This window comes from Campylobacter concisus (genome assembly GCF_050447505.1).
Lineage (GTDB): Bacteria > Campylobacterota > Campylobacteria > Campylobacterales > Campylobacteraceae > Campylobacter_A > Campylobacter_A concisus_BP.
Genome location: NZ_JALMFZ010000001.1, coordinates 111,958 through 138,810, shown reverse-complemented (window position 1 = coordinate 138,810; position 26,853 = coordinate 111,958). Strand labels below are relative to the sequence as shown.

At 39.9% G+C, this 26,853-nt stretch carries 24 protein-coding genes, 1 other RNA gene and 2 pseudogenes; 13 read left to right on the top strand and 14 right to left on the bottom strand.

Going from position 1 to position 26,853, the window contains the following annotated elements; all coding sequences use genetic code 11:
* Positions 1-39: 39 nt before the first annotated feature.
* The gene (locus tag MTT09_RS00610; RefSeq protein ID WP_180995816.1) at positions 40-213 is read left to right on the top strand and encodes a hypothetical protein; all 174 of its coding nucleotides are present in this window, start codon (positions 40-42) and stop codon (positions 211-213) included.
* Between the two features lie 145 nt (positions 214-358).
* Here MTT09_RS00610 and MTT09_RS00605 read toward each other — a convergent pair whose 3' ends face one another.
* From MTT09_RS00605 to MTT09_RS00590, 4 genes are all read right to left on the bottom strand, one after another.
* Entirely contained in the window at positions 359-1,243 is an 885-nt protein-coding gene (locus MTT09_RS00605) for a methylenetetrahydrofolate reductase (RefSeq protein ID WP_429801939.1), read from the bottom strand.
* 4 nt (positions 1,244-1,247) lie between these two features.
* On the bottom strand, positions 1,248-1,706 hold the full coding sequence (locus MTT09_RS00600; protein WP_107943892.1) for a hypothetical protein: 459 nt from the start codon (positions 1,704-1,706) through the stop codon (positions 1,248-1,250).
* A gap of 25 nt (positions 1,707-1,731) precedes the next feature.
* A complete protein-coding gene (gene metE / locus MTT09_RS00595) occupies positions 1,732-4,005 on the bottom strand; it encodes a 5-methyltetrahydropteroyltriglutamate--homocysteine S-methyltransferase (RefSeq protein ID WP_429801938.1) in 2,274 nt (757 codons plus the stop codon).
* Between the two features lie 537 nt (positions 4,006-4,542).
* On the bottom strand, positions 4,543-6,039 hold the full coding sequence (locus MTT09_RS00590; RefSeq protein WP_429801937.1) for a C69 family dipeptidase: 1,497 nt from the start codon (positions 6,037-6,039) through the stop codon (positions 4,543-4,545).
* 201 nt (positions 6,040-6,240) lie between these two features.
* Between MTT09_RS00590 and rpmI the strand changes: the two genes are divergently transcribed.
* Together rpmI and rplT are read left to right on the top strand one after the other, a co-directional pair.
* Positions 6,241-6,432: a 50S ribosomal protein L35 gene (rpmI, locus tag MTT09_RS00585; protein ID WP_012000969.1), complete on the top strand. Its 192-nt coding sequence runs from the start codon at positions 6,241-6,243 to the stop codon at positions 6,430-6,432.
* 100 nt (positions 6,433-6,532) lie between these two features.
* Positions 6,533-6,889 carry a 50S ribosomal protein L20 gene (rplT, locus tag MTT09_RS00580; RefSeq protein WP_004317321.1) on the top strand — a complete coding sequence of 119 codons (357 nt, stop codon included), beginning with the start codon at positions 6,533-6,535 and terminating at the stop codon, positions 6,887-6,889.
* A 146-nt stretch (positions 6,890-7,035) separates the two neighbouring features.
* Here rplT and dapF read toward each other — a convergent pair whose 3' ends face one another.
* Positions 7,036-7,779, bottom strand: a complete 744-nt coding sequence (dapF, locus tag MTT09_RS00575; protein ID WP_429801936.1) for a diaminopimelate epimerase — start codon at positions 7,777-7,779, stop codon at positions 7,036-7,038.
* Positions 7,780-7,854: 75 nt separating this feature from the next.
* On the opposite strand from dapF, the gene MTT09_RS00570 reads away from it, so the two are divergent.
* Positions 7,855-8,475, top strand: coding sequence for a DNA alkylation repair protein (locus MTT09_RS00570; protein ID WP_429801935.1), 621 nt, complete (start codon positions 7,855-7,857; stop codon positions 8,473-8,475).
* On the opposite strand, the gene coaE is transcribed toward MTT09_RS00570, so the two are convergent.
* The gene (gene coaE, locus MTT09_RS00565) at positions 8,465-9,067 is read right to left on the bottom strand and encodes a dephospho-CoA kinase (protein WP_107790850.1); all 603 of its coding nucleotides are present in this window, start codon (positions 9,065-9,067) and stop codon (positions 8,465-8,467) included. The genes MTT09_RS00570 and coaE overlap by 11 nt on opposite strands.
* A 79-nt stretch (positions 9,068-9,146) precedes the next feature.
* Here coaE and purM point away from each other — a divergent pair, with 79 nt between their 5' ends.
* Both purM and MTT09_RS00555 read left to right on the top strand, forming a co-directional pair.
* The gene (gene purM / locus MTT09_RS00560; protein WP_107790849.1) at positions 9,147-10,130 is read left to right on the top strand and encodes a phosphoribosylformylglycinamidine cyclo-ligase; all 984 of its coding nucleotides are present in this window, start codon (positions 9,147-9,149) and stop codon (positions 10,128-10,130) included.
* 193 nt (positions 10,131-10,323) lie between these two features.
* On the top strand, positions 10,324-10,743 hold the full coding sequence (locus MTT09_RS00555) for an RDD family protein (RefSeq protein WP_107790848.1): 420 nt from the start codon (positions 10,324-10,326) through the stop codon (positions 10,741-10,743).
* A gap of 380 nt (positions 10,744-11,123) precedes the next feature.
* Here MTT09_RS00555 and MTT09_RS00550 read toward each other — a convergent pair whose 3' ends face one another.
* Entirely contained in the window at positions 11,124-11,558 is a 435-nt protein-coding gene (locus MTT09_RS00550; RefSeq protein ID WP_193798593.1) for a hypothetical protein, read from the bottom strand.
* A 113-nt stretch (positions 11,559-11,671) separates the two neighbouring features.
* Here MTT09_RS00550 and ffs point away from each other — a divergent pair.
* Positions 11,672-11,769, top strand: an RNA gene (gene ffs / locus MTT09_RS00545) — signal recognition particle sRNA small type.
* On the opposite strand, the gene MTT09_RS00540 is transcribed toward ffs, so the two are convergent.
* The 5 genes from MTT09_RS00540 to dnaA form a co-directional block, all read right to left on the bottom strand.
* Positions 11,756-12,991 carry an HD domain-containing protein gene (locus MTT09_RS00540; RefSeq protein WP_429801934.1) on the bottom strand — a complete coding sequence of 412 codons (1,236 nt, stop codon included), beginning with the start codon at positions 12,989-12,991 and terminating at the stop codon, positions 11,756-11,758. The genes ffs and MTT09_RS00540 overlap by 14 nt on opposite strands.
* Positions 12,991-13,608 (bottom strand): preQ(1) synthase, encoded by a 618-nt coding sequence (queF, locus tag MTT09_RS00535; protein ID WP_258032098.1) that lies wholly within the window; start codon positions 13,606-13,608, stop codon positions 12,991-12,993. The genes MTT09_RS00540 and queF overlap by 1 nt, the downstream gene beginning before the upstream one ends.
* A 53-nt stretch (positions 13,609-13,661) precedes the next feature.
* A complete protein-coding gene (gyrB, locus tag MTT09_RS00530; protein WP_103581634.1) occupies positions 13,662-15,971 on the bottom strand; it encodes a DNA topoisomerase (ATP-hydrolyzing) subunit B in 2,310 nt (769 codons plus the stop codon).
* Positions 15,972-15,988: 17 nt separating this feature from the next.
* Positions 15,989-17,056 carry a DNA polymerase III subunit beta gene (gene dnaN / locus MTT09_RS00525; RefSeq protein ID WP_021088742.1) on the bottom strand — a complete coding sequence of 356 codons (1,068 nt, stop codon included), beginning with the start codon at positions 17,054-17,056 and terminating at the stop codon, positions 15,989-15,991.
* Between the two features lie 153 nt (positions 17,057-17,209).
* Positions 17,210-18,520, bottom strand: a complete 1,311-nt coding sequence (gene dnaA, locus MTT09_RS00520) for a chromosomal replication initiator protein DnaA (RefSeq protein WP_103614207.1) — start codon at positions 18,518-18,520, stop codon at positions 17,210-17,212.
* 122 nt (positions 18,521-18,642) lie between these two features.
* Between dnaA and ruvC the strand changes: the two genes are divergently transcribed.
* From ruvC to MTT09_RS00490, 6 genes and pseudogenes are all read left to right on the top strand, one after another.
* Positions 18,643-19,122 carry a crossover junction endodeoxyribonuclease RuvC gene (ruvC, locus tag MTT09_RS00515; RefSeq protein ID WP_103567041.1) on the top strand — a complete coding sequence of 160 codons (480 nt, stop codon included), beginning with the start codon at positions 18,643-18,645 and terminating at the stop codon, positions 19,120-19,122.
* A 16-nt stretch (positions 19,123-19,138) separates the two neighbouring features.
* Positions 19,139-19,828, top strand: a complete 690-nt coding sequence (locus tag MTT09_RS00510) for an MOSC domain-containing protein (RefSeq protein WP_429801933.1) — start codon at positions 19,139-19,141, stop codon at positions 19,826-19,828.
* A 105-nt stretch (positions 19,829-19,933) separates the two neighbouring features.
* Positions 19,934-20,668, top strand: a pseudogene (locus MTT09_RS00505) (cache domain-containing protein); the annotation flags it as partial.
* Between the two features lie 819 nt (positions 20,669-21,487).
* A pseudogene (locus tag MTT09_RS00500) lies at positions 21,488-21,859 on the top strand (methyl-accepting chemotaxis protein); the annotation flags it as partial.
* Between the two features lie 106 nt (positions 21,860-21,965).
* The gene (gene luxS, locus MTT09_RS00495; RefSeq protein ID WP_012140684.1) at positions 21,966-22,481 is read left to right on the top strand and encodes an S-ribosylhomocysteine lyase; all 516 of its coding nucleotides are present in this window, start codon (positions 21,966-21,968) and stop codon (positions 22,479-22,481) included.
* A 1-nt stretch (position 22,482) separates the two neighbouring features.
* Positions 22,483-23,589 (top strand): DNA adenine methylase, encoded by a 1,107-nt coding sequence (locus MTT09_RS00490; protein ID WP_429801932.1) that lies wholly within the window; start codon positions 22,483-22,485, stop codon positions 23,587-23,589.
* A gap of 9 nt (positions 23,590-23,598) precedes the next feature.
* Here MTT09_RS00490 and thyX read toward each other — a convergent pair whose 3' ends face one another.
* Entirely contained in the window at positions 23,599-24,225 is a 627-nt protein-coding gene (gene thyX / locus MTT09_RS00485; protein ID WP_429801931.1) for an FAD-dependent thymidylate synthase, read from the bottom strand.
* A gap of 92 nt (positions 24,226-24,317) precedes the next feature.
* Entirely contained in the window at positions 24,318-26,762 is a 2,445-nt protein-coding gene (gene flgE, locus MTT09_RS00480) for a flagellar hook protein FlgE (RefSeq protein WP_107804629.1), read from the bottom strand.
* Positions 26,763-26,853 lie beyond the last annotated feature (91 nt).

Genomic DNA, 26,853 nt, shown 5'->3' with positions numbered 1-26,853 from the left:
CTTATTTGAGGGCTAAATTTCTATACTTTTGGATCAAATTTGCTTAAATTTGTAAAAACTCTTGCCTTGTTTGGCTATTTTGACTTCAAAGATTTTCACAGCACCTTTGATAAATTTACCTTGCCAAAGCAGCGCCTTTTTTCTCTTAGCAGTTTGCCGTATTCGTATATCTCGTCAAATTTCTTACATAAAGCAACATCTTTTTTGCTATAGCAACTTTTTGAAAATCGCCAAGCAGTAGCTAACCGACATTTAAAACAGCTTGTAATCGCTAATGATAACGACTATTCTTTGTGGATTTGTGGTGCCATTGCGCTATCAAAAAAGAATTTGTATAAATTTATAGCAAGAGCTGGCGTTACACCAACTCTCTTATGCTTTTTGTTAGTTCAAGGCTCGCTTCGATCTCGGCGCGTTTTGCCATGACGCTTTCTATATTTATGCTTAAATTTAGCCCATTTTCATCGCCAAATTTCTTTAGCTCGCACCAAATTTCTTTGATGATCTCGCAGCTACTGGCTAGGTAGTCAGAGCTTAAATTTAGCCTCTTCTCAACCAAGCTTGGCACGCTCACTCCGAGCCATTTGATAAATTCAAGCGTTTTTGCATTACCCGCTGTGCTAAATGTAAGAAATATCGGCTCGCTTATCTTTGCAGCCGCACAATCCTCTAAAAATTTACGCGCTAGCTGTGCGTCAAATATCGCTTGCGATATGAAAAATTTAGCTCCAGCTGCGATCTTTTCACGCATCCTTTGTGGCTCATCACCCTTTTTGCCGTGACGCTCTGCGATACAAACGCCGCCCACTGCTAACTCTTTAAATTCGCTAGCGATCTCATAGGCGCGAGCTAAATTTAGCCTCACTTTTTGCGTGCTTGAAGTTGCCCCCACTAGCACGTTTAAATTTGAGCTTTGAGCCTTAAGTGCTGCGCGAAATTCATCCTCGCCGTATCCGCTAGCCACGCGATAAAATATGCTAGGAGTAGCGACGTCTAGGTACTTTTTGTAGTAAATTTCTGGGCTTAGCGTCCCACTAAACTCAAATGTCCTCTCGCTATCATTTCGCTCGCTCTCATCTTGCACCTCGTAAAGCACGAGCCCATCAGCCTTGATATCATTTATCCGCCCGCTCCAGCGCTCTGATATCTCACGCAGCTTTGCCTCGTCAAATTCAGCCTTTGGCGGCGTGAGGCCATAGAGCACGAGCCCTTTTTCTTTGTTTAAAATTTTTTCTTTTAGCATTTTCTCACTTTTGAACTAGATCAGCCCTCATCACCACACCAACAGAATTTCTTGACGACATGCAGACAAACTCGTCTTTTAGATATTTCGCGTCGGCTCGCCAAAAGCTCACGATATTTGCCACGTCGGCATTTTGCTTTTTAGCAGCTATCATATATCTTTTTATAACAGCGACAAAAGCCTCTTGGCAATACCCCTTTATATCTCCGCTATCAGTGATAAATCTTTGAACCTTTACATTTGCCTTGATGACGCTTTTATTTTGGTCGTTTGAGCCAAACTCAAGCCTCACATTTTCAAAGCCCGCTAGCTCTTTTTTGGCAGCTTCCAAATTTAAAGTCTCGCTGATACTATAGATATTTGTTTGCTTGTACGCACCTTTGTTGAGTGGTATAGAGTGGCGTCCAGAACTACATCCGGACGCAAAGATAACTAATATTACAAATAGAAAAATCCTTTTCATTTTTCAAATCCTTTTTAATTAAATTTTATAGACCTCTTACGATCTTGACAGCTTCTACCATGTTTTTAAGGCTTGGCTCGACCTCTTCCCATTTTCTTGTTTTTAGGCCACAATCTGGGTTGATCCAGAGTTGCTCTTTTGGCAAGACTTCAAGTAGAGCTTTGATCTGAGCGACGATCTCCTCGACACTTGGCACGCGTGGGCTGTGGATGTCGTAAACGCCAGGTCCGACCTCTTGTTTGTAGCCAACGGCTTTGAAAATTTTAAGTAGCTCGTTGCCACTTCTTGCAGTCTCGATACTGATAACATCAGCGTCCATAGCCTCAATGGTCTTAATAATATCGTTAAATTCAGAGTAGCACATATGCGTGTGGATCTGAGTTTTTGCCTCTGCTGAGCTTACTGAAAGCTTGAAACAATCAACCGCAAATTTCTCATAAGCTGGGATATTTTCAGCTCTTAGCGGATAGCCCTCTTTAAACGCTGCCTCATCGACTTGGATCACTCTGATGCCCGCATTTTGAAGGTCTGCGATCTCGTCATAGATACAAAGTGCGAGCTGTTTTGCTACCTCGCTTCTTGGCAGATCATCACGCACAAAACTCCAGTTTAGCATAGTCACAGGACCTGTTAGCATGCCCTTCATTACGTGTTTTGTGATGCTTTGAGCGTATTTCATCCACTTAACAGTCATCGGCTCTGGGCGGCTTACGTCACCAAAGAGGAGTGGTGGCTTGACGCAGCGGCTGCCGTAGCTTTGTACCCAGCCATTTTGGCTAAATGCGTATCCGCTGATCTGCTCGCCAAAGTACTCGACCATGTCGTTTCTCTCTGGCTCGCCATGTACTAGCACGTCTAAGCCGATATCTTCTTGGAATTTCACGCAGTGATCGATATATTTTTTGATACCAGCTTCATAAGCGGCCGCGTCGATCTCGCCTTTTTTGAAATTTTGGCGAAGTACGCGAAGATCAACCGTTTGAGGGAAGCTACCTATCGTTGTTGTAGGCAATATGCCGTATTTTAGCGTTTCACGTTGGATTTTGATGCGGTCTTCAAATTTCTCGTCACGCTCAAATTTGCTTAAATTTTTAACGCGATTTTGAACGCTTTCAGAGTGGATGAGCTTTGAAGTGGCGCGAGTTTTAACAGCATTTTTATTCTCTTCATAGATTTTAGCCTCAGCCTCATCAAGCTTCTCACCGTTTGCTAGTTTTGTGATGATCTTGATCTCATCAAGCTTCTCAACCGCAAAGCTTAGCCAGCTTTTGATCTCAGGGTTTAAATTCTCTTCATATTTTAGCGTGTATGGCACGTGAAGAAGCGAGCATGAAGTACCGATATAAAGGTCTTTTCCGCCTATTTTCTCTGAAATTTCACGAACAAGTTTTACTTTTTCATCGATGTTGCTTTTCCAGATATTTCTGCCGTCGATCACGCCAGCAAATAGCGTTAAATGGCTATTTTTGATAGTCTCAAGTGCTTCGAAATTTCTCTTGCCGTGGATGAAGTCAAGTGCGATGCCGTAAATTTTAGTTTTAGCCACTTCGCTAACTGCCTTGATCGCATGCTCAAAATATGTCGCAAACACGATTTTTATGTTATTTGCAACGCCTGTTAGCTCGTTATAAACCTTAGTTATAAGTGGCAAAAGGTCGCTTTCGTTTTTGTCAGTTACAAAGATCGGCTCGTCAAACTGCACTAAAATTTCATCATCAAGTTTAGAAATTTCCTCAAGTAGCTTTTTATACTCGCCTACAAGTGCGTCAAGGTGCTTAAATGGGCAGCTGCCGTCAGTCGTCTTTGAAAGAGCCAAAAACGTGATAGGACCGATCAAATTTACCTTGCCTTTTACGCCGTTAGCCTTCGCCTCTTTGTACTCATTTAAAATTTTGTCCGCTTTTAGGCTAAATTTACTCTCGCTGCTAAGCTCTGGCACGATGTAGTGGTAGTTTGTGTTAAACCACTTTGTCATCTCCATCGCAACGCCATTTTTATTGCCTCTTGAGCAAGCAAAATATTGCTCCAAGCCGCTTAAATTTGCAAATCTTGGAGGTGTAGCGCCAAAAGCGATGATGTTATCAAGCATTAGGTCGTAAAATGAAAAATCATTAACGCTAATGGCCGAAATGCCAGCGTCTTGTTGATATTTCCAGTGTCTTTGGCGAAGCGTCTTTGCAGTCTCTTGCAAATTCTCTTCACTAAAGCCCTCTTTACCAGCCCAAAAGCCCTCTAATGCGCGCTTTAACTCTCTTTTCTCTCCGATTCTTGGAAAACCTAAAACATAACTTTTTATCATTTTTATCCTTTATAAATTTCTATTTTTTAATTAAATCTGTGCAAGGCACAGCAACCTTGAATATTTTTATGCAGGTACAAGGGGGCTAGAATTACGAAACCGCCACCTTATCCCTACAACCCAATCCCCCAGCACGTTCAATGTTGTTGTGCTGCGCACAAGTCTGGTTCACCCAAAATGCGGTGGATGGCACCCGCTTCTTCTTAAACTAAAGTAAAATTTATAAAAAACCCTACTAAAAAGATCCTTGCCAAATTTCAGGCATTGTTTAGCTTTGCTGTTAAAAATGCAATTACAATGCAGCGGACCTGCTAGCAAAAATGGATTTATCTCAATGTGAAAAAATGTAAAATCATTTAAAAATTTGCGTGTTTTTTGAAAATCGCTGATATGTTTTTTGCCGAGATTAATGAGCTTTACGCATGGGACAAGGCATCAGCGTTTTTCCTTTGTAGTGAATTTTTGCCGCATTATAAACGCTCTTTGCCAAATTTTTGTTTAAAGATTGGGCGCTACTAAATTTCGCGCCCAGAATATTTAGTCTTTTTTGCCTTTATTTAGAGATTTTAGCTTAGCATCCATATCGGCTGTAAGCATAGTAAAGACTTTGTTTGTAAGCTCCTGTGTTAGATCCTTTGCCTCTTGCATAGTCTTTTTACTAAATTCATTTAAAAGTTTGTCCGCTTTTTTCTTATCTTTTTTATAAAGCTTTACGTACTCATCTTCAAATTTAGCCTGTTTTACCGCCAACTCTTTTTCAAATTTAGCATAAGCCTCTTTTACCACTGGCGAATACTTCTCGTAGTCAGTCATCACAAGGGTTTGAAGCTTTCTATAAACCCAGTATATCGAAGTATCATCAGCCTCGTACGAGCCATCTGAGTAGCCTTTTATAAAGCCATCAAGCCCCTCGTAATACGGCAAATAAACGCTAAGATCAGCCATGCCAAGAGCGACGTAGGTCACACGGCCGATCTCTTTTGGTAACCATGGGCGCACCTGCATGACGTGAGACTCATACGTTCTAAAGACGCTTATAGCGCGGTAGATGTTTTTCTTATCTTCATCTTTGCTAGCGTAGTTATCAAACGGGGTGCCGTCGTAGTGGGCTCTCATCGCAGCTTTTAGATCTTCAACACTTAGTTTTTTCTCTGGTTTTAAAAATACTGGAAATTTCTGACCGTCAGCGAAGTCTTGTTTTAAGCTTGGGTTAAACATGCTTTGAACCCAGCAAACACGTGGGTAGTTGTAAGTTACATCTCTATCATCGTCCCTTGTATAGGCCTTTGTAAAGTTAAATTCACCATCTTTTGCAGGGTCATAAGTCTTGTTATCGATCGCAAATTTGATGACATCTTTTGCGCCCATGAAATTTGGATCGTTTTCTTTGTAAGCGTGAAGTCTGCCTTGGTTTGCAGTGACGAAGTATTCATCTTGTGGAATCTTTGAAGCGATCCATTTATGGCCTGTGCCTGTTTCAAAGTACCAAAGCTCGTTTGCATCTACAAATACCACGCCAAAGCCCTCGCCAGCGCCTTTTGTCTCAACTATCTCGCCAAGAAGCTTAACGCCCTCTTTTGCGCTTTTGATGCGTGGCAAAAGCACGTCTGGGATGTCATCTTCTGTGATGCCGGTCTCTTCGTTGTATGGATCAACTTTTAAAAGCTCATCTTTTGCGTAGATGGTCTCAGTGCCACTTAGTCCAACGCCAGCCTCGTTGTAGCCGACTGCTCCGTGAAGTTTTGTGTGTGAGTTTGCGATAGTTGTGTATCTCATACCATCTTTTGGAAGCGGATATGTAAAGTCATTTGCGCCGTCATGGGCCTTTGAGCTGTGCATGCCAGTTTGGTTTTTCGTAGCTGGATGGATCAAAAAGACTTGAGCTTTTATAGCCTTGCTATCAGCGCTTCTAGCCACTAGCATAGAGCCGTCGTTTGAAGCTTTATCTCCTACTAAAATGGTAGTGCATGCCAAGCTACTTGTGCCTAAAATCGCACTCATAGCGACGATTGATGCAAGAATTTTCCCTTTCATTTTTACTCCTTTAGTAAAATAAATTTCTTATATGTGATTATATTTCAAATTTAATAATTTAGTTCTAAATTTTAAAAATTTTTTAAGTTAAATGTAAATTTATCGCAAATTTTGTCTAAGTGAAATTTAAATTTTCTAAAGGATTTTTCGCTATAATCCAAATCTTACGCATTTGCGTATAAAATTTCAAAAAGGATTAGCATGCCAAAGATGAAAACCGTTCGCGGTGCTGCTAAGCGCTTTAAAGTAGGTAAAAATAAGATAAAAAGAGGCTCTGCTTTTAGAAGCCATATCTTAACAAAAAAACCTAGTAAGCGTATGAGAGATTTGCGTGGCCCACAATACGTGGACAGCACAAATGTCCCAGCCGTTCGCAAAATGCTCGGCGTATAAGCAGCTGTAGATTTAAGTTTTTGACAAAAAAGTCATTCAAACTCCCCCAAATTTAGGGGCAAGACTCACTTCGTGAGCGCCAATTTGTAAAAGGATAAATATGGCAAGAGTAAAAACAGGCGTAGTTAGAAGAAGACGCCATAAGAAAGTTTTAAAGCTAGCACGTGGCTTTTTCAGTGCTAGACATAAACACTTTAGAAAAGCTAAAGAGCAACTAGAGAGAAGTTTAGTTTATGCATATCGCGACAGACGCCAGAAAAAACGTGATTTCAGACGTTTATGGATCGTTCGTATCAATGCAGCTTGCAGACTAAACGACATTAGCTATTCAAGATTTATCAACGGCTTAAATAAAGCTAAGATCGAACTTGATAGAAAAATTTTAGCTGATCTAGCTATGAATGACGCGAAGGCATTTGCGGCACTTGCAAAACAAGCAAAAGATGCTTTGAAATAACACCTTTTCTCCGCTTCGGCGGAGATCTTCTTTTTTATACACTTTAAAATTTAATAACAAAAACTCTATAAACTCTTTGTTTTAATTTGCTACCCGCGACTTTTACAAACTACTAGCCAAATTTAACTACCAGCAGTCAAAATAGCCTAAATTTCGATACTCGTATCAAAGCAGTGTTTCACCGCTCCGCTAAATAAGATTTTGCCATTTTCTAGCCTAAGACCAAGCTCTTCGCCGCTTTTTGGATAGACTTTTAGGCTTTGCGCTGCGTTTAAATTTAAAGTAGCACCGTAAAAGCAAGCCGCCATGCCAGTGCCACAAGCTAGCGTCTCGTCCTCCACGCCCCTTTCATAGGTTCTCACCTTTAAAACGCCGCCATCAAATTTGGCTAAATTTACATTTGCGTTGTACTTTTGACGAAGCGCCCTGCACTCTTTGATGTCAAATTCATCTAAATTTTGTGTGAAATTTACAAGATGAGGCACGCCTGTGTCGTAAAAATACCAAGTTTTGCCGTTTTCATTTAGCGGTTCGCTTAAAATTTTTGGACTTGTTAGCACGACCTCAACGCACTCATCTTTCACACTTGCCATCACCTCGCCACTACCAGTTAGCAAGGCAAATTCGCTTGAACTAACAAGGCCGTTTAGATAGGCATATCTAGCAGCCGCACGCGAGCCGTTGCCACACATCGCAGCGTAGCTTCCGTCGCTGTTGTAAAACTCCCATTTTACGCCCTTTTCGTAAGGCAAAAGCACGATGAGCCCATCAGCTCCCACGCCGTTTGTTCGGCTGCAAATCTGCCTTGCAAGCTCGCTTCTATCTTTGCTCAAAAATGTGTGAAATATGACAAAATCGTTGCCGCTAGCGTTATATTTTGAGACTTGCATGAGTCATCCTTTTATTTTTTGCTTGATTTTACTAAAATTTAGATAAGAGTTATTAGTGATTTTAAAGGAGCCACTTTGAAGAGCTACATCTTAAATTTAGAAAAAGAGTTTTCTTTGATAGAAAATGGCTTTAAAGAGCAAGAAAGTAGGGCTTTGGCTGACTATAAAGAAAAGGGAGCAGAGCGCTGCAAAAAGCTTGCGCGTCTAGCATACGGCTCGAAGCTCTATCAAGTGCGGATGTATGCGGTTTTTCTCTTTGGGCACCTATCAGATAGTGAAGAAATTTTGGCGTTTATGAGGGATGAAGTCTCAAAAGATGAAAACTGGCGAGTTCAAGAGGTGCTAGCAAAGGCGTTTGACGAGTTTTGTAAAAAAGTTGGCTACGAGCAGGCGCTTTTAACGATCGATGAGTGGCTAAAAAATGGCAACGCAAATGCAAAAAGAGCCGTAAGTGAGGGGCTTAGGATATGGACAAATAGACCCTATTTTAAAGATAATCCAGATGAGGCCATTAGGCGGCTAGCCAGCCTAAAAGAAGACGAGAGTGAGTATCTTAGAAAGTCGGTTGGCAACGCTCTAAAAGATATAAGCAAGAAATTTCCAAATTTAGTAAAAACCGAGCTTGATAGCTGGAATTTGAGTAGTAAAGAGAGCTTGCAAACATATAAATTTGCTAGTAAATTTATCAAGAAATAGCACAAATTTGCTTTAGAAATTTCTCTATCTCTAGCTTTAAATTCTCCATGTCGCTGCTATTATCGATAACAAATTTTGCCATTTTTCGCTTTTGCTCGATGTCCATCTGAAGCCCTACTCTAGCTTTTGCATCCTCTAAGCTTAGCCCATTTCGGCTTATTAGTCGGCTTAGCAAAAGCTCTTTTGGCGCGTAGATCACGGCTACATTTTTAAACTCAGCGTAACACTCCTTTTTTTCAAAAAACAAAGGGATATCGACAAAATAAACTTGCCCCAAGCACTCAAGCTGCGAAGCTTTGAAAAAAATTTCAGCTTTTATCTTTGGATGTAAAATCTGTTCTAAATTTTTAAGCTTTTTTGGCTCGTTAAAGACGATAGCACCCAGTTTTTTGCGATCTATCCTGCCAGTCTCATCTAAAATTTGCTCGCCAAAAACTTCTACTATCTCGCATTTACAAATTTCAAGCTGTTCGTGCGCGATGAGGTCCGCATCTATCACGCTAAAACCTCGCTCTTTTAGTAAATTTACAACCGTGCTTTTGCCACTAGCTATCGAGCCTGTGATGACGTAGGCGTTTGGAAAATTCTGCAAACTCGCTCCATTTTTGAAAATTGATAACAATTTTAGCAACTTTTGGCTAAAGTTTTAAAAAATAATCAAAAGGGTGAAAATGATAAGTTATAAAGATGCCGGAGTTGATATAGATGCTGGAAACAGCTTTGTTGAGGCGATCAAGCCTTTCGTAAAATCTACGCAAACACCAAACGTCATAGGCGGCATCGGATCATTTTCAGGTGCGGTCAGACTGCCAAGCGGATATAAAAATCCAGCCATTTTGGGAGCGACAGATGGTGTCGGCACGAAGCTTCGCCTAGCTATCGACGCTAAGAAATTTGATGGCGTTGGCGAGGATCTAGTCGCTATGTGCGTAAATGACCTCATCTGCAACTTCGCCATACCACTCTTTTTCCTCGATTACTACGCGACTGCAAAGCTTGAGATAGAGAGCGCCAAAGAGGTGGTAAAAAGTATCGCAAACGGCTGCAAAAAGGCGCAATGCGCGCTGATCGGCGGTGAGACAGCCGAGATGCCGTCGATGTATGAAAAGGGCGACTTTGACCTTGCTGGATTTGCCGTGGGTATCGCTGAGGCTGACGAGATCGATAGGAGCAAATTTGTAAAATCTGGTGACGTTTTAGTCGCACTTCCAAGTAGCGGCCTGCACTCAAATGGCTTTTCGCTTGCAAGAAAAGTGGTAAGCGAACTCGGGCTAAAATTTGATGAAAAAGTGAGTGAGCGCAAGCTCATCGACGTGCTTCTTGAGCCAACTAGAATTTACGTGAGCGACTTTTTAAGATTAAAAGATAAGATCACAGCGATGGCGCATATAACGGGTGGTGGCATAGTTGAAAACTTGCCTCGCGTCTTCCCTGCTGGACTTGGCGCGAAGGTACAAAAAAGCGCTATAAAAACGCCTGAAATTTTTAAAATCTTAGCTCAAAAAGTAGAAGATAGCGAGATGATGAGGACATTTAACATGGGCGTTGGTATGATCCTTGTTGTACCTAAAGAAAACGTTGATCCTGTGCTAGCAAATAGCGATGGCTACGTGATCGGCGAAGTGGTAAGTGGCAAAGGCGTTGAGCTAGTTTGATGCAAGAATTTAGCAAAAAACGCCTGCTAAGATCAAAAATCTTAGCGTTTTTATAGGTTGTTTTGGCGTGCTAAAAAGCGAGATAAAAAAGCTTGATATTTATACGAAGTCTCGCGCACCTCTACTATGCTTTGCGTCACGCATGATAACGGCTAGAAATTTAGCCAAATTTTTATAAATACAGGAAAGTAACTTGGCAAAACAAAAGGCAAAAATCGCACCTATTTGGGCTAGAGTGAAGGCCTTTATCATCGATCTTTTTATCATCGGTATGCCAATATTTTATGCGACAACATATCTTGTACTTGATGGCAAAGAGGCATTTTTGCATAACCAGCTTGCGATCTTTGGCGTAAATAGCCTCATCTCATTTATAATGTGTCTATTTTTTAGCATAAAGGCACAAACTCCAGGCTACAAAGCGCAAGAAATTTATCTCATAAATTTACAAACCGGCAAAAAGATAAGCCTTCTTCACGCGATCTTGCGTCAAATTTGCTTTGCATTTGCTGGCTTTAGTGTCATCGGACTTTGCCTTTGCTTCTTTAGAAAAGACAAACTAAATTTACACGACATCATAACCCATTCAGCCGCCGTGCAAAAAGCAGCTTAAATTTACTTCGCTCCGTGCCAAAGTAGGCGGTTTTTGCCTAGCATTGTGTCGATACTCTCTTTTATAATGGAGCAGATATACTCTTTTGAAAGCCCTTTGTATTATCCTTTGCAGGATAGCAAGCAAGCGACGCCAAGAGAAAGTGTAACCAGTCCCACTAATTACAAGCGAGCTAATCTATACGCTTATTTTTTATCTTGGCAACAAGCTTTATCACAAAATAACGCACATTTATCAATGTAAATTTTTGTGATAGGTATTGTTTCGAATTTTAGTCATAAATCGCCTAATCTAGCGAGATAAATAGAGAAAATCAAGGCTAAAAACGAGAAAATTTAGCTACAAGCTACAAGAAATTTTTGATTAAATTTGAGTGAAATTTAAGCGCTTTGCGAGTAGAGTTTGACCTCGTTTATCAAAAACTCATAGACCCTTTGCTGCACTAAAATTTCCTCCTCGCAGCCACTCATCAAGCGGCGAAGGTGTGAAAAGTCTATTTTTTTAGCATACCTTTTGTGATCTTTCATATCTTTATCTATGCTTAAAAGAAGTGTGTCAAGTGTGATCCTATCGTTTCTTTTGACCCTTGCCACATACTCTCTAACGGTTTGAATTAAGAAGTCTTTTCTGGTCTGATCGTTTTCATAAATTTCATTTACGATGTCGTTTAAAACGTCAAAATCATCCTCGTCTGGGTCAAATTTGGCCGAGATAATCGCAGCAAAAATTTTGGCACGAAACTCTAAAGACTTGTGATGATAGACAAAAAAATCTCTAAAGGCCGATAAAAAACGAAGTTTGATCTTTCCTGACATTGCCCTACTTTTGGTGAAATTTATGTGAGATTATATACTCTTAAAGCTAAATTTTTAAAAATGTAACTATAAAACTAAATTTAAGTATAGTTTTTGTATGATTGCGAAGCTCCTTCTTAGACCTGTGCAATGCTTTTTATGAGCACCGCTTCAGGGTGGGAACACAGCAGAGCACTTGTATTAAGTGTGTGCCGCAGTCATCTGAGAGGGGGTCTTTCTAAACCAAAATGCTCATTAAAATCATCGCAAATTTCTAAAAAATCCACTCCATCGATCTTAGGTTTTTCGCTAAAAAATTTATACATATTATTAAAACCATCGGTTAGCTCTTTTGACTTGACGCCATAGCTTATGGAAATTCCAGCTTCGATGTAGGCTGAGAGCTTGTCACAGTATTTTAACGCTTTGCCGTCTATTGGGTTAAATTTATCCTCATTTACGTTCTCCATAGTCCCTTCGTGGCAGATGATCTTGCGCTCGAATGTTCTATTTTCAAACTCATCTTTTATAAATTTCTCGCCATCTTTTCTGATACCAAGGATGTAGCTAAACTCATCTCTGATCTTTTCTGGCACAAATGGCAAAATCCTCTCATCAATAAGCCTCATCTCATACTCGCTGATGATCTCATTTAGCCCCTTTACGCCGTATTTTACAGGGCTTATGATATCCCTTGTAAGGCTCTCTGGTAGGTCGTGAAATAGTGCGCAAAAGAAGTTATTTTCTAGCCGTTTTTTGCAAGCTTTTGCTTTTAGTGAGTAAAAGTAGCTAAGTATCGCAACAACTAGCATATGTCCTAAGACCGCAGTTTCAGGGATGCGAGGCGTTTGTGCCCAGCGCTTTTGAAACCTTAGCCTACCACTAAGATCAACAAGACGGGCTAATTTTTGATTCATAGCGATCTTTCTAACGCCAATTAACTCGTAATAATCCTCCATCTCCTCCTCAACCTTCGCCTTAAGCTCGTCGATATCGCTTAAAAACTGGCTCGTTTGATAGACGATAGAAAATTCCCACCTCGTGGCAAGATAGCTCGCCGCTTTTAGTATAAGGCGCTCTTTTTCGTGACTTTTGTCGTTTTTATAGTGGTTTTTAAATCTCTCTAAAAATTTGCCATCTTCGATTTCTGAAATCAGCCCATCTAGTTTGCTTAAAACCCAACTATTTATTTGATCTTTTTTGGTATTTTGTATGTGATGAAAGACGTCTGGTCGTATATCTGTAACTACGACCCTGCTTAAAAACTCAAAAATTCCAGCCTCGATGATGTAATTCATATCGGCATTTTGCTCTTGTTTTGCTATGAAATAAGCGATGATAAATTTATGAGCCTGCTTGTCAAGCTCGACTAAATTTGTCATCTTTGGATAGTCGTTCCAACGTGATATAGATGCTGCTTTAAAGATATGTTCTATAAGCTTAGCACTTATCATTATTTATCCTTTTTGACTACTTTTGGCTTTTTATCATCGGCGTAGCTTATCTTTCTAAAGCCCTCTTTGTTTGAGCTTCTTCTTGGTTTGTCATCTTTTTTAAATTTGTCATCTCTGCTGCCTCTACTACTGCCGCGATCGCTTGTGCTACGTCTCTCACGCGGCTTGTCGCTAAAGCTTCTCTCTCTACTTCTTGGAGCGTATTCTTTCTCTTCAGCTGGCTTTTTTACCACTAGATCAGAGCTGATCTCGATAACTGTATGGACGTTTCCACGTGGATTAAAGTCGCCAACTATCTTCATAAATTTAGGCTCAAGCTTTTTTTCTAAAACAGAGTAAATTTCATTTATGCTATCTTCGTGGCTGATGTTGCGGTTCATAAAGCTATTTATATAAAGCTTTATCGCTTTTAGCTCGACAACTAGCTTATTTGGTATGTACTCAAGGTATATGGTCGCAAAGTCAGGATAACCAGAGCGAGGGCAAAGGCAGCAAAACTCAGGCAGAGTGATCTTTATGACATAGTCCCTTGTTTGCTTATTTTCCCAGACCTCAAGGTCACTCTCTACGTCAAATTCTTTTAAAATTTTCTCGCCATACTTCATCTCTTCGCTCATTCTTTATCCTTTATATTTTTGCTAACCAGGTCAAATTTAAATTTGATCACCTTTTATATATCCAAGTGTTTAACGTCTTTTGCGTGGTCTTGGATGTAGTTTCTTCTTGGCTCGACCTCATCGCCCATGAAGAGATTAAACGTATCAGAAGCACTTATAGCGTCGTTTATATCGATCTTTAAAAGTCTTCTGTTCTCAGGGTTCATTGTAGTCTCCCAAAGCTGCTCAGGGTTCATCTCACCAAGACCTTTGTAGCGCTGGATATATGCACCTTTTTTCGCATTTTTCTCTACTTCATCAAGCACGTCTATAACGTCACTATGCAAATCTAAGCCACGCTCTTTTATCTTTTGGCTGATGTAAAGCGCCTCTTCGTAAAGTGGATTTGTGAATAAATTTTCATTTACCACAAGCTCTTCTAGGCCACTTTCAGTTTGGACATAAATTCTAACCTCATCTTCGCTAACGTAGTGGTTTAGGATGTTGTGACCCTCAGCTTTTAAGAAGTCTCTTAAAATTTCAAAAATTTCATTGTAGCTTTTTGAGACGATGTCTGGATTTTCTATCATATAGCGGATCGCCGAAAGGACGTTAAAGCGTTTTTCTAGCTCTTTTAAGACGCTTCTATAAGCTGCAACGATCTTTAAAAAGTCAATCAAATCCGCACTGCCAATGCCCTCTATATCAACGCCCTCAATGCCAGTTTCGATAAGAAATTCGTTTAGCGCTTTTTCATCTTTTAGATAAATTTCTTTCTTACCTTTTTTATAGCGGTAAAGTGGCGGCTGAGCTAGATAGATGTGGCCGTTTTCTACAACTTTATTTAAAAATCTAAAGAAGAAAGTTAAAAGCAGCGTCTGGATGTGGCTACCATCGACGTCAGCATCGGTCATGATGATGATCTTATGATATCTAAGCTTTTCAGCGTCAAATTCATCTCCGATGCCGCATCCTAGAGCTGTTATCATATTTTTTATCTCATCAGATTTTAAAATTTTATCCAGTCTTGCCTTTTCAACGTTTAGAATTTTACCCTTAAGCGGCAATATCGCTTGAAAAACTCTATCACGTCCTTGCTTTGCAGAACCGCCCGCAGAGTCGCCCTCCACTAGATATAGCTCGCTAATTACTGGGTCTTTACTCTGGCAATCAGCTAATTTGCCAGGGAGTGTGCCTACGCTCATGCTCTCTTTTTTACGAGTTAGATCCCTTGCTTTTTTAGCAGCTTCCCTACCACGAGCTGCCATTAGGGCTTTATCCATTATCGCTCTTGCTTCGATAGGATTTTCTTCAAAATACTTTGTAAGCACGTCAAAAACCATCTTTTGAACGATAGGTTTTACGTAGCTTGAGCCTAGTTTGCCCTTTGTTTGTCCCTCAAACTGCGGCTCTGGCACCTTTACGCTCACAACTGCAATAAGTCCCTCGCGGATATCTTCGCCAGTTATCTTTGTATCTTTTTCACGTGCAGCAGCGTTTGCTTGAACGTAATTTGTGATAACTCTTGTAAGGCCAGCTCTAAAGCCAGCCTCGTGCGTACCACCATCTGGAGTTTTGATGTTATTTACAAAGCTTAGTAAATTTTCACTATAAGTGTCGTTGTAAAGCAGGGCAAAATCAACCATAACATCATCTTCGCCGCCGCTAAATGAGACTGCTTTGCTGACAGCATTTGCCTTGTTCATATCAGTTACAAAGCTCTCAAGTCCGCCCTCAAAATGAAAGCTCTCGCTTCTGCCGTTTCTTTGATCTTTAAAATTTATAGTTATCTTTGGGTTTAGATAAGCTAGCTCGCGAAATCTTTTTACTAAAATTTCATCGTCAAATTCAGTCACTTCAAATATGCTATCATCTGGCCAAAACTCGACTTGCGTGCCTGTGCGGTTTGTAGTTTTTATCACTTCAAGATCGCTTTGAGGGATACCTTTTGCAAATTCTTGTCTGTGAAGCTTACCATCGCGTTTGATATTTACGACTAGCTTTTTAGAAAGGGCATTTACGACAGATACACCAACGCCGTGAAGACCGCCTGAGACCTTATAAGTGTCCTTGTCAAATTTACCACCAGCGTGAAGCACAGTTAGAACAACAGTCGCAGCTGAAATTTTCTCAGTCGGGTGCATATCTACTGGGATACCACGGCCATTATCGCTAATGATCGCTGAGCCCTCACGTGTAAGCTCAACATCTATCGTATCGCAGTATCCTGCCATCGCTTCGTCGATAGAGTTATCAACGACTTCGTAGATCATATGGTGAAGACCGCTTATGTTAGTATCGCCTATATACATGCCTGGGCGCTTCCTAACCGCCTCAAGCCCTTTTAGTACTTTAATATTTTCTGCGCCGTAATTATTTTCCATCATAAACCTTTTTTAACTTATATATTTAATGGACTTATAACCGTTAAAAGCTCTTTTGAGCTAACAACGAAAGGTAAATTTTTATCTTTAAATCCAAACTCAAATTTCTCATCTTCTATGCTTTGTAAGAAGTCTATTAAATTTCTATTTTTTACATTTATGCTGATATCTTCTTCAAGTCCTGTTTGAAACTCTATCATCGTTTTTGCTTCAGAGTTATCCTCTATGATGCTCTCAAATGTTATGCTCTCTTTTGAAAAAGTTATCTTCATCTGATCGCTTAGCATAGAAATAGTCTTGATACCCTCAACCATCTTATCTCTGCTTAGCTCAAATCTTATAGCAATATCTTTTGGTATAACGCGCTCATAGTCAGGGAATTTGCCATTTATTAGCTTTGTGAAAAACTCAAAATTTTGACTTTGAGCGATGAGGACGTTTTCATCATAGTAAATTTCTATCTTGTCAAAAAATAGCTTTTGAATTTCATTTATCGCTTTTTTAGGGATGATCAGTGAAAACTCATTGCTAGCTTCATTTGCAAATTTAAATACAGCTAGCCTTTTTGTATCGGTGCCTACTATATTTATATAGTTTTGTTTTATGTCTAGTAAAGCGCCATTTAGCTCAAATTTAGGGTTATTGCTATCAATGCATGGCAAAATTTTCTTTAAGCTTCTGCCTAGCATTATGGCGTCTATGTCAAATTTAGCCTTGCCTTCTATCGTTGGAAACTCTGGGAAGTCTTCAAATTTATACATTGGAAGTTTGTATTTTGAGTTTTTTTGCTTGATGTAAAGATAGTTATTAACAGTTTCAAGCGTTACCTCTTCATCTTTTAGGCTTTTGATGATGTCAAGTAGCTTTTTACCATTTGCAGTCGCATAGCCCTCATCAACTATCTTTGCGTTGCTTAGTTTATATGCTAGTCCTATCTCGTGATCAGTCGCTTTTATGTTTAAAACTCCATCTTTTGCAGAGATATAGATGTGAGAAGTGATAGCACTAAGATCTCTTTTTTCGAGATATGGATTAGTGTTTGTTACTATGCTCTCAAGCATGTTTTTGTTTATTAGAACCTTCATTAAATACTCCCTCTTATTTTTAATTTTCTTTTTGTTGTATTAGTTGGTAGCGTGAAAGTGTGAAAAGCATCTTTTCTCACGCCAGCATCGTTATTTAAAATGTGAAAAGAATTTTTCATTTCTTCACATTTATTCACGAATTTCATTCTGTTTTTATCCTTTTGTTAAAATTTTGTTCTTTATCTCAGTCACTCTGAGGTTGAAAATTTCGTTGCTCTCCATGAGCTCGTTTATCTTTTTTATATTGTGACTAACGGCGCTATGGTCTTTCATACCAAAATAGTTTGCAATTTGTGGCATTGAATTTGTAGTGAGCATCTTTGCAAGGTAGATGATGATGCGTCTAGCTTCGACGATGTTTTGCACTCTTGACTTGCTTTTTATGTCACTTGGCTTGATATTTAGCTCTTTGCTCACGATCTCTATAATGGTCTCTAAATTTATATTTTCATGCTTCTCTTTGATGAGATCTTTTAGCGTGTTTTTAGCAAATTCAAGCGTTATATCAACTCTCATCAAGCTTGCGTAGGCGTTTAAATTTATAATAGCGCCCTCGATCTCACGGATATTATCGCCCATATTTGTAGCGATGTAGTCAATCACCTCTTTGTTTAGATAAATTTTGTCAAATTCACATTTTTTGATGATGATAGCTATCTTTGTATCAAGCTCAGGCGGCGTGATATCAGCCATTATGCTTTGCTCAAACCTAGACTTTAGCCTCTCATCAAAGCCTTTTAGTATCTTTGCTGGGCGGTCTGAGGTCATGACGATCTGACCTTTTTTGGCGATGAGTTCGTTAAAGGTGTTAAAAAACTCCTCTTGAATTTTATCGGTCTTGCCAAGAAACTGCACATCATCAATTAGTAAAACGTCGCAGTTTCGGTACTTTTCACGAAATTTAGTCATTGAGTGGCTATTTAGATGTGTGGTAAAATCGATCATAAACTGATCGCTCGTCACGCAGATGACGACCTTGCCTTGATCTAGGCAGTAGTTGCCAACTGATTGAAGCAGGTGCGTCTTGCCAAGACCAGTTGTGCCATATATAAAAAGTGGGTTGTAAAGCACGCCAGGCTTGTCTGCAACTGCTTTTGCGTTTAGAAATGCAAACTGATTTGAGTCACCACAGACAAAATTTTCAAATGTATATCCAGGGTTTAAAATGCTACTTTGCGCCTTGATCTGCTTTACATTTACTTGGTTTTGCTTTATGTTTTTTAGCTTTGTTTGGCTAGTTATCTCGACCTCTGGCTTTTTGCCGGTTTTTACTTCGTAAAGGTAGGCGATCTTTTCAGCGTATCTAGTTTTTATAAATTTAGCCATCAATTCACTCGTGGCGTTAAAAACTATAAAATCTTCGTTTGAAGCCTTTTCGTTAAATTTTAATTGTTTGATGTAGCAGTCAAATTCATTAGCGGATATTTTTGTCTGTAAAAGCTCTAAAATCTCGTCTGCTAGCAAATTTAAACCCTTTTGAAGTAATTAATTTTATTAGCGATTTTATCTTAAATTTAATAAAACCTTTGTTAAACTCCGACAAACTTTTTCACGCCGTGAAAAAGTCGTGAAAAAGTATTGAAAAGATTGTGATGAAAATTTTAGGAATCGATCCAGGCACGAAAAATTGCGGTTACGCGATACTTGAAAAGAGCAAATTTAAAACTACTCTTCTTGAAGCTGGGCTTATAAAGATAAAGCCAAACACGCTTCAATACCAAATAACAGAGCTTTGCGAGGGACTTGATCTTATCTTTAAAAACCATAAATTTGATGAGGTTGCGATAGAGGACATCTTCTTTGCCTACAACCCAAAAACGGTCTTAAAGCTCGCTCAGTTTCGCGGGGCACTTAGTCTTAAAATTTTGCAGCTTCATGGGGACTTTGCCGAATACACGCCGCTTCAAGTGAAAAAAACTGTCACTGGCAAGGCAAAGGCTGACAAAGAGCAGGTGGCATTTATGGTGAAGAAAATTTTAGGCATAAATAAAGAGATAAAACCGCTTGATATCACCGATGCTATCGCGATCGCACTAACTCACGCGAATAATTTAAGAATAAACTAAATTTGATAGGAAAAATATGGCAACACTAAAAGCTTTACTAATCGGCGATGTGAAAAACTACGGCTCGCAAAATGCGACTGATAAGCTAAATTTACCTTGGAGCTCAGCTATTTTTAAAGTAGCTCAAAATGGCGAAATTTTCGCAAATGAGCTTGGCTTTGAGGGCGATAGCGTCGCTGATACGAAGCATCACGGCGGCCCTGAAAAAGCAGTCTTTGCAAATTCATTTGCAAACTATGCCGAGTGGGAGAAATTTTTAGGATTAAAAAATATGGCTTATGGGGCGATGGGGGAGAATTTATGCGTTGATGGGCTTGATGAGAGCTGCGTTTATGTGGGCGATATCCATAAGGTGGGCTCGCTTGTGCTTCAAGTCTCGCAGCCTAGAAAGCCATGCTTTAAGCTCTCAAAAAGATGGGGCAATGAAAATATGGCAACTCACATCTTTGAAACAGGCCTTACTGGCTGGTACTACCGCGTTCTTACGCCAGGCTCGTGCAAAGCAGGCGACGCGATAGAGGTTATAGAAAGTGATCCAGTTCATATGAGCATTTTAGAGATAAATAGGCTCTTTTACGCGCCAAGTAAAAATTTAAATTTACTAGAGAAATTTAATGCCCTTACCACTCTTACAAATGGCTGGCATGATGATATGAAAAGACGCATCGAAGGAATTTACAGCACCGAATTTATGAGAACACTATAAACATTTATACTTTTGCTCCGATTTTGTTTTACAAATGAATTTCAAACAAAATTTAAAGGAGCAGAGGTGTTTCGTTCTATCACAAATAAGATAGCACTCGCCTTGATGATCTTACTCATCATCTCGTTTTGCGCTATCTCGGCGGTTAGTTATTTTACTTCAAAGGACAAGATCGTTGAGCTTGTCAGTGGCAAAGAGGATCAAGTCCTTAAAGATATAAAGAGTGTTGCAAATACTTTTTTTGATGAAAATTTAGAGCATATCAAGAAAATTTCATCAGTCGTTGAAGGCGCTCAAAGTGGCGATGAGATAATGAACTTTGTCTTATCAGAAAAAAAGGTCGCAAACTCTGCGGTGAAATATGTCTATTACGGCGATGAGGACGGACACTTCTTTCAGTCAGACGGTAAAAGAACAACCGTAGCTGATAACTACGACCCAAGAACTAGAGGCTGGTATAAGAGCACAAAAGAGAAAAATAAAGAAATTTATACCGAGCCAAGGGTCACTTCTACAAATGATCTTGTTATGAGTTTTACTGCTCCTGTTACTAAAAATGGTAAATTTGTTGGCGTTGTTGGTATAGATATAGATGTAAAAAAAGTTAGTGACAAGATCATCGAGATAGGCAACACTGGCGATGGCGGATATGCCTATATAATGAAAAAAGATGGCACTATGCTCTTTTCAGACGTAGCTTCAGAAGTTGGCACTATCTTGCCAGCTACAAAGGTCGTCTCAGAAAAATATGCTAATAAAGAATTTGACGAAAATGGTCTGATCTCATATAAAAACTCTAAAGACCAAGATGTGACGGCTAAAATTTTACCTATCAACGATGATGGCTGGCTTGCAACCGTCGCCATAGGTGCGGATACCTTTTCAAACCACACTATGCCTATCTTAAAAGCTCAACTAATGCTTGCAGTGCTCTTTATAGTCATACTCTCAGCCATTGTTTTCGTGCTACTAAAACGCTCGCTTAAGCCTATCAGCATTATCCAAGAGAAGCTTTCTGATACATTTAAATTTATCACTTATGAGAGTAGCACCGCCCCAAACAAGCTAGATATCCACACGACTGATGAATTTGGCGTGATGAGTGAAGAGATAAATAAAAACATAGACAAAGTCATAGCTGGCATCAAGAAAGATAACACCATGCTTGAAGAGCTAAACGTAGCTGCAAATAACATGATAAGAGGAAATTTAGGCGTCAAACTAAGTGAGAATCCAAATAACCCATCTCTTATTAAACTAAAAGATCTGCTAAATACCTTCTTTAGCTCTATCAGTCAAAATTTAGGCAGCGTCATAAATATCTTAAAAGCCTACTCAAATAACGACTACACCGCTAAGATCGAACTAAGAGATGACATAGAGGCTGATCTAAAGGCCATGATAGTTGGCATAAATAATGCAGGTGATGCTATAAGCGCTATGCTAAATAGCAACCTAAATCAAGCTCAAATCTTAGAAGAAAAAGCAACGATGCTTGCTGAGTCTATGAGAAATTTAACTGATGGTGCTAGCAAACAAGCTGACTCTATCCAAGAGAGCGCGGCTGCGGTTGAGCAGATGTCAAGCTCTATGAATGCTATCTCACAAAAGACAGGGGACGTCATAAGACAAAGTGAAGAGATCAAAAATATCATCGTCATCATCCGTGACATCGCTGATCAGACAAATCTGCTAGCCCTTAATGCCGCCATAGAAGCGGCTCGCGCAGGTGAGCATGGACGTGGCTTTGCAGTCGTGGCTGATGAGGTTAGAAAGCTAGCTGAACGCACACAAAAATCTCTAGGCGAGATCGAGGCAAATACAAATGTCCTTGCTCAGTCAATCAATGAGATGAGCGAATCTATAAAAGAGCAAGCTGAGGGCATAAATATGATAAATAGAAGTGTCGCTCAGATAGATAACGTCACAAAAGAAAATAGAAGCGTTGTTAGTAACACAAACGACGTAACTAGCGAGATAGACGGCATGGCGAAGGTCATACTAACAGACGTTAGAAAAAATAAATTTTAATATCTCAAACTATTAAAATATTACTAGGCTCATGTAAATTTACGTGGGCCTTTAAATTTTTAAATCTTTTTTACGCTAAAATTACCAAAAATTTAAAGGAGAATATATGCCACTACTTGATAGTTTTTGCGTAGATCATGTGAAGATGAAAGCCCCAGGAGTTAGACTAGCAAAAAGTATGAAAACGCCAAAGGGTGATGATATCAGCGTTTTTGACTTGAGATTTTGCAAGCCAAACGAGGAAATTTTGCCAGAAAAGGGCACTCACACTTTAGAGCACCTATTTGCTGGCTTTATGAGAAATCACCTAAATGGCAACGGCGTGGAGATCATAGACATCTCGCCGATGGGTTGCAGGACTGGCTTTTATATGAGCGTGATAGGCACACCTAGCGAAGAAGCTGTAAAAAAGGCATGGCTTGCTTCTATGAAAGATATCTTAGAGGTCAAAGATCAAGATAAAATCCCAGAGCTAAATAAATTTCAATGCGGCACTTACAAGATGCACTCACTTGATGAAGCGCACGCCATAGCAAGCAAAATTTTAGCACAAGGTCTAGTCATCATAAATAACGATGAGATCAAGCTTGACGTTGATGCTATGGGACTAAAAAAGCACTGATTTGAAACCAGTTAAACAAGAAAATCAAGCCTATCTAAAAGAGCAAATTTTAACCTATCTTGGTAACAAACGCTCTCTTTTAGGCTTTATCGAGCGAGGCGTAAAATACGCAAAAGACGAGCTTAAAAAAGAGAAGCTTAGCTGCTGCGACCTCTTTAGTGGAAGCGGCGTGGTGGCTAGGTTTTTAAAACAAAATAGCGAATTTCTAGTCGCAAACGACTTGGAACTTTACAGTTTCATCACAAACTCATGCTATCTGCAAAACGCCACAAATGAGCTAAGAGATGAGATAAATTTCTGGCAAAAAAAGCTTGAAAAAGAGATAAAAGATAATCTTTCTGAGGGCTTTATAACAAGGCTTTATGCCCCGCAAGATGATGAAAATATCGCTTTTGGCGAGCGGGTCTTTTATACAAGAAAAAATGCCAAATTCATTGACACCGCAAGAAGACTCATAGATGAGGTGTTGCCAGAGGAGATGAGAAAATTTTTCATAGCTCCACTACTTTATAATGCAAGCGTTCATGCAAATACGAGTGGAATTTTTAAAGGTTTTCATAAAAATAAAGAGGGCATCGGTCAGTTTGGTGGCAGGGGGCAAAATGCCATCTCAAGGATCACTTCTGATATAAATTTGACTAAGCCAATTTTCTCAAATTTCAGCGTGCCATTTGAGGTCTATCAAAAGGACGCAAATTTACTGGCAAAAGAGCTTGATGGGCTTGATCTAGTCTATCTTGATCCGCCTTATAACCAGCATCCATACGGCTCAAACTACTTCATGCTAAATCTCATCGCAAGCTATGAAGAGCCAAGTAAAATTTCAAAAGTCTCAGGCATCGCAAAGGACTGGAACAGATCAGTTTTTAATAAAAAATCATCAGCGAGCGAGGCATTTTTCGAGCTGATAGCAAATTTAAAGGCTAAATTTGTGCTTATCTCGTTTAACTCAGAGGGCTTTATCAACCAAGATGAATTTGATAAAAACCTAAATAAAATGGGAAAAGTTCATCTACTTCGCCAAAAGTATAATGCCTACCGCGGCAGCAGAAATTTAAAAGCTAGAAACATCCACGTAGACGAACTTCTTTACGTTTTACAAAAGTAAATTTAAGGCTTAACCCTCATCCTCTGGCAAGCACTTCTCAAATATAAATTTATGCTCTTCAGGCAAGGTGTCGTAGATAGCATTTGCTAAATTTCTTATCTCCCAAAGGGCTGACTTTGAGCTTCTTAGTGAGATGAAATTTTGCAAGCTTCTAGCGTTTATGCTCCATGTAAGCTCGGTTTTATAGCACTCTGGCAAGCAGTATTTGACGATGTCTAGACTCTTTGTAGTTGAGGCTAAAATTTCACGTAAATTTTCAAGCGCTTTTATGCTCGCGTTATCGACCACTTCGTCATTTGTTAGCACGATAAATTTAGCCGCACGCTCAAACTGCCCTACTTCAAATTTCTCCTCTTTTTTTAGCTCTTTTAGCGTGTAGCGGGTTGATTTGACGCTTAGGCTTGCTAATCGGTGGCGGGCTAGCTCTTGAAGTAGTGCGCGCGAGATGCCTTGGATGTAGAAGTTGTAGTAAAGATGCTCCAGCGTTGAAGCGTGTTTAAATTTATTACCCACCCTATCTATCAGCTCGACATCTTTTTCGCCGCCATTATCGCCTTTTTCAAAGCTTTGCCAGCATGTGCGGATAGCGTGAGAGCAGATATTTAGTGGGGTGTGATTTAGTAGTGTTACTTGCATATTTTCTCTTTTTGTGAAATTTTTTAGCATTTTACAAAAAGAAGGCTGATTTTATTTGTAAATTTAAAAGGGAGCGAGCGCCCCCTTTATGATTATTGTTTTAGTTGAAGAAGTGTGTTTAGCATCTCATCGCTTGTTGTGATCGTTTTTGAGTTTGCTTGAAAGCCTCTTTGGATGACGATAAGATCTGTTAGCGCACGGCTTAGATCGACGTTACTAGCTTCTAGTTTTGAAGCTGCGATCGTTCCTTTATCGCCAGTGCCTGCTGCGCCGATGACTGCTTCGCCTGAGTTTGCAGTTTGTGAAAAGACGTTTCCGCCCTCACTTTGAAGACCCTCGTTGTTTGTAAAGCTAGCAAGTGCCACTTGAGCTAGACCAAAGCTTTGTCCGTTTGTAAAAGCACCGATGATAGTGCCAGTTTCGTCGATCTTTAGGTCATTTAGTGTGCCACCTGTGTAGCCATCTTGTGAGATAGACTCAGTTGAAGAGTCTTTATCAAAGCTTGTTAGTCCGTTAAAATCAGTTCCCAAACCAAAATTTAAACTAACATTTTGACCACTTTGTGAGCCGTTGTTAGCTGAAAATGTTATCGTAGCTGGGTGAAAGCTAGCGAGTGAGCCGTTTGAGTTAAATCTCAATGAGCCAGTCACGACGTTATCTGGACCCTCGCCTGTGTAGTTTATCTTAGCAGGCTCTGGCACTTGGATGATCATATTCCACTCTGTACCACCATCTGTTGTAGTACCTGTCTTTGCCCATCTGATACTAACTGTGTGTTTTGAGCCAAGTGAGTCAAAAATTTCAGCTGTTGAGCCGTGGCTTGACATCATCATCTTACCGCTCGCTCTTAGTGCTTGACCTGGGCTTAGTGCGCCATCAAGTGCTTTCATGATATTTGTAAAGCGAACGTTTTCATTTACTGCTGCGTTGTTTGTGCCTTGAGCTGGTTTTGTAAGACCAGTTGTAGTCATATAAAGTGCTTGATCAGCCATTTCGTTTGTAGGGTTTTCTAGTTGAAATTGACCTAGTTTATTTACAGTGATCTTTACGCCGTCGTTTGTATCATCTCCAGCAATTGCCTGAAGTGCTGCGATACCGGCTGCGTGTTTTTGATCAGGTGTGCCTGCTGCTGCCGCATAAGCGTTGTTATATGCTAGTGCATAAGCTGGATTTGTTATAGCTGCGCCACCTGTGCCTGGAGCTACCTTGTGAGCAGCAGTTGCAAGTTTTGCTGCATCAAGTGCGTCAGAATTTGCATTGATCTGACCATCGCCGTTATAATCAACGTGGTTTCTAGCATCCTCTTGCATAGCTGCACGAAGATCTTCTGTTGTAGTGATCTGTCTTGCGATTTTGTCGTTATTTGGGTGAACAGCTGTTGTTTGTGAGCTTGTATAGACATATTGATAAGCTGTGATGATATCTTTGCTAGCTAGACCGCCAACTGTGTTTCCAGCATTTACTGTTAGGTGGATGTTTTTTGTCTCTTCGGTTGTGCCTGAGTTGTTTCTATTTATAAGCGTTAGTTTGTTACCCTCTGAAATTTCAGCTCTAACGCCAGTTTTATTATACTGAGCGTTGATAGCAGCGGCAACGTCACTGATGCTTGTCATCGTGCCAGCTTGAGTTTTGATATTTTGTCCATTTAGTGTTATATCAAGTGTAGCTGGTGGGTTGATCTGACCGATATTTTGTGCTAGAGCGCTACCTACGCTAAATTTTTCAGTCTTAGCATTTGCGTAGCTTACCCAGATACCTTGTCCATCTCTTAGTGCAAGTCCGTTTCCAAGCTCGTCAAATGTAACACCAAGATCGACGCCACGCTCTGTTAAGATTTGCTCGTTTCTTGAGTTTGTATAAAATTCGTCGTTGTTTGTATCGTTTTCGTTATGAACTTCGTTTGCATTTAAAATTCCATCGTTATTGTAGTCACGTCCGCCTGCAACTGAATCAAGTGCATATATAGGCGTGCTTCTTTGGCCGATGGTGTTACCTGAGTCAAGGTTGCCTTTTATTTTAACTTCTGTTGTCGCTCTTGCTGGAGTTGTAAGACCTTCTTTGATGACGATGTTGCTTATAGGACCTGTTGAGTCGATAGTGCCAGTCTCGTCATCTCTAGTCCAGCCTTGAACGATGTAGCCGCTATTATTTACAAAGTTACCAGCCTTATCACGGACAAAGTCGCCGTTTCTTGTATAGTATCTTGTCGTTCCGCCATCTGGAGAGACGACAAAGAAGCCATTTCCTTGAAGAGCAAGGTCGGTTTGCTTGTCAGTGGCTGTTAGTGTGCCTTGTGAGAAAATTCTTGTAGTTGAGTTTATAGTCGTTCCTAGACCTATTTGCATAGCGTTTTGACCGCCTAGCTGACCTTGTGGAGCGGTAGCAACTCTTGGAGTTTGGCTTAGTATATCAGCAAAATTTGCGCGGTTGTATTTAAAACCATAAGTATTGACGTTTGCGATATTGTTGCCTTCTACGTCCATGGCTATCTGGTGGGCTTGTAGGCCTGAAACACCAGACCAAAGTGATCTCATCATGAGCTTATCCTTTTTCTCGTTTTAAAATTTTTTATGATCTTTCTAAAGCAAAAGATGTTCCAAAATTTATATCGGCAAAAAGAGAAAAAAT

Bases quoted from the DNA above. Each gene is read 5' to 3' on its own strand.
- MTT09_RS00605 (WP_429801939.1), bottom strand. From the start codon at position 1,243: ATGCTAAAAGAAAAAATTTTAAACAAAGAAAAAGGGCTCGTGCTCTAT.
- MTT09_RS00600 (WP_107943892.1), bottom strand. From the start codon at position 1,706: ATGAAAAGGATTTTTCTATTTGTAATATTAGTTATCTTTGCGTCCGGA.
- metE (WP_429801938.1), bottom strand. From the start codon at position 4,005: ATGATAAAAAGTTATGTTTTAGGTTTTCCAAGAATCGGAGAGAAAAGA.
- MTT09_RS00590 (WP_429801937.1), bottom strand. From the start codon at position 6,039: ATGAAAGGGAAAATTCTTGCATCAATCGTCGCTATGAGTGCGATTTTA.
- rpmI (WP_012000969.1), top strand. From the start codon at position 6,241: ATGCCAAAGATGAAAACCGTTCGCGGTGCTGCTAAGCGCTTTAAAGTA.
- rplT (WP_004317321.1), top strand. From the start codon at position 6,533: ATGGCAAGAGTAAAAACAGGCGTAGTTAGAAGAAGACGCCATAAGAAA.
- dapF (WP_429801936.1), bottom strand. From the start codon at position 7,779: ATGCAAGTCTCAAAATATAACGCTAGCGGCAACGATTTTGTCATATTT.
- purM (WP_107790849.1), top strand. From the start codon at position 9,147: ATGATAAGTTATAAAGATGCCGGAGTTGATATAGATGCTGGAAACAGC.
- MTT09_RS00550 (WP_193798593.1), bottom strand. From the start codon at position 11,558: ATGTCAGGAAAGATCAAACTTCGTTTTTTATCGGCCTTTAGAGATTTT.
- MTT09_RS00540 (WP_429801934.1), bottom strand. From the start codon at position 12,991: ATGATAAGTGCTAAGCTTATAGAACATATCTTTAAAGCAGCATCTATA.
- queF (WP_258032098.1), bottom strand. From the start codon at position 13,608: ATGAGCGAAGAGATGAAGTATGGCGAGAAAATTTTAAAAGAATTTGAC.
- gyrB (WP_103581634.1), bottom strand. From the start codon at position 15,971: ATGGAAAATAATTACGGCGCAGAAAATATTAAAGTACTAAAAGGGCTT.
- dnaN (WP_021088742.1), bottom strand. From the start codon at position 17,056: ATGAAGGTTCTAATAAACAAAAACATGCTTGAGAGCATAGTAACAAAC.
- MTT09_RS00510 (WP_429801933.1), top strand. From the start codon at position 19,139: ATGGCAACACTAAAAGCTTTACTAATCGGCGATGTGAAAAACTACGGC.
- luxS (WP_012140684.1), top strand. From the start codon at position 21,966: ATGCCACTACTTGATAGTTTTTGCGTAGATCATGTGAAGATGAAAGCC.
- thyX (WP_429801931.1), bottom strand. From the start codon at position 24,225: ATGCAAGTAACACTACTAAATCACACCCCACTAAATATCTGCTCTCAC.
- flgE (WP_107804629.1), bottom strand. From the start codon at position 26,762: ATGATGAGATCACTTTGGTCTGGTGTTTCAGGCCTACAAGCCCACCAG.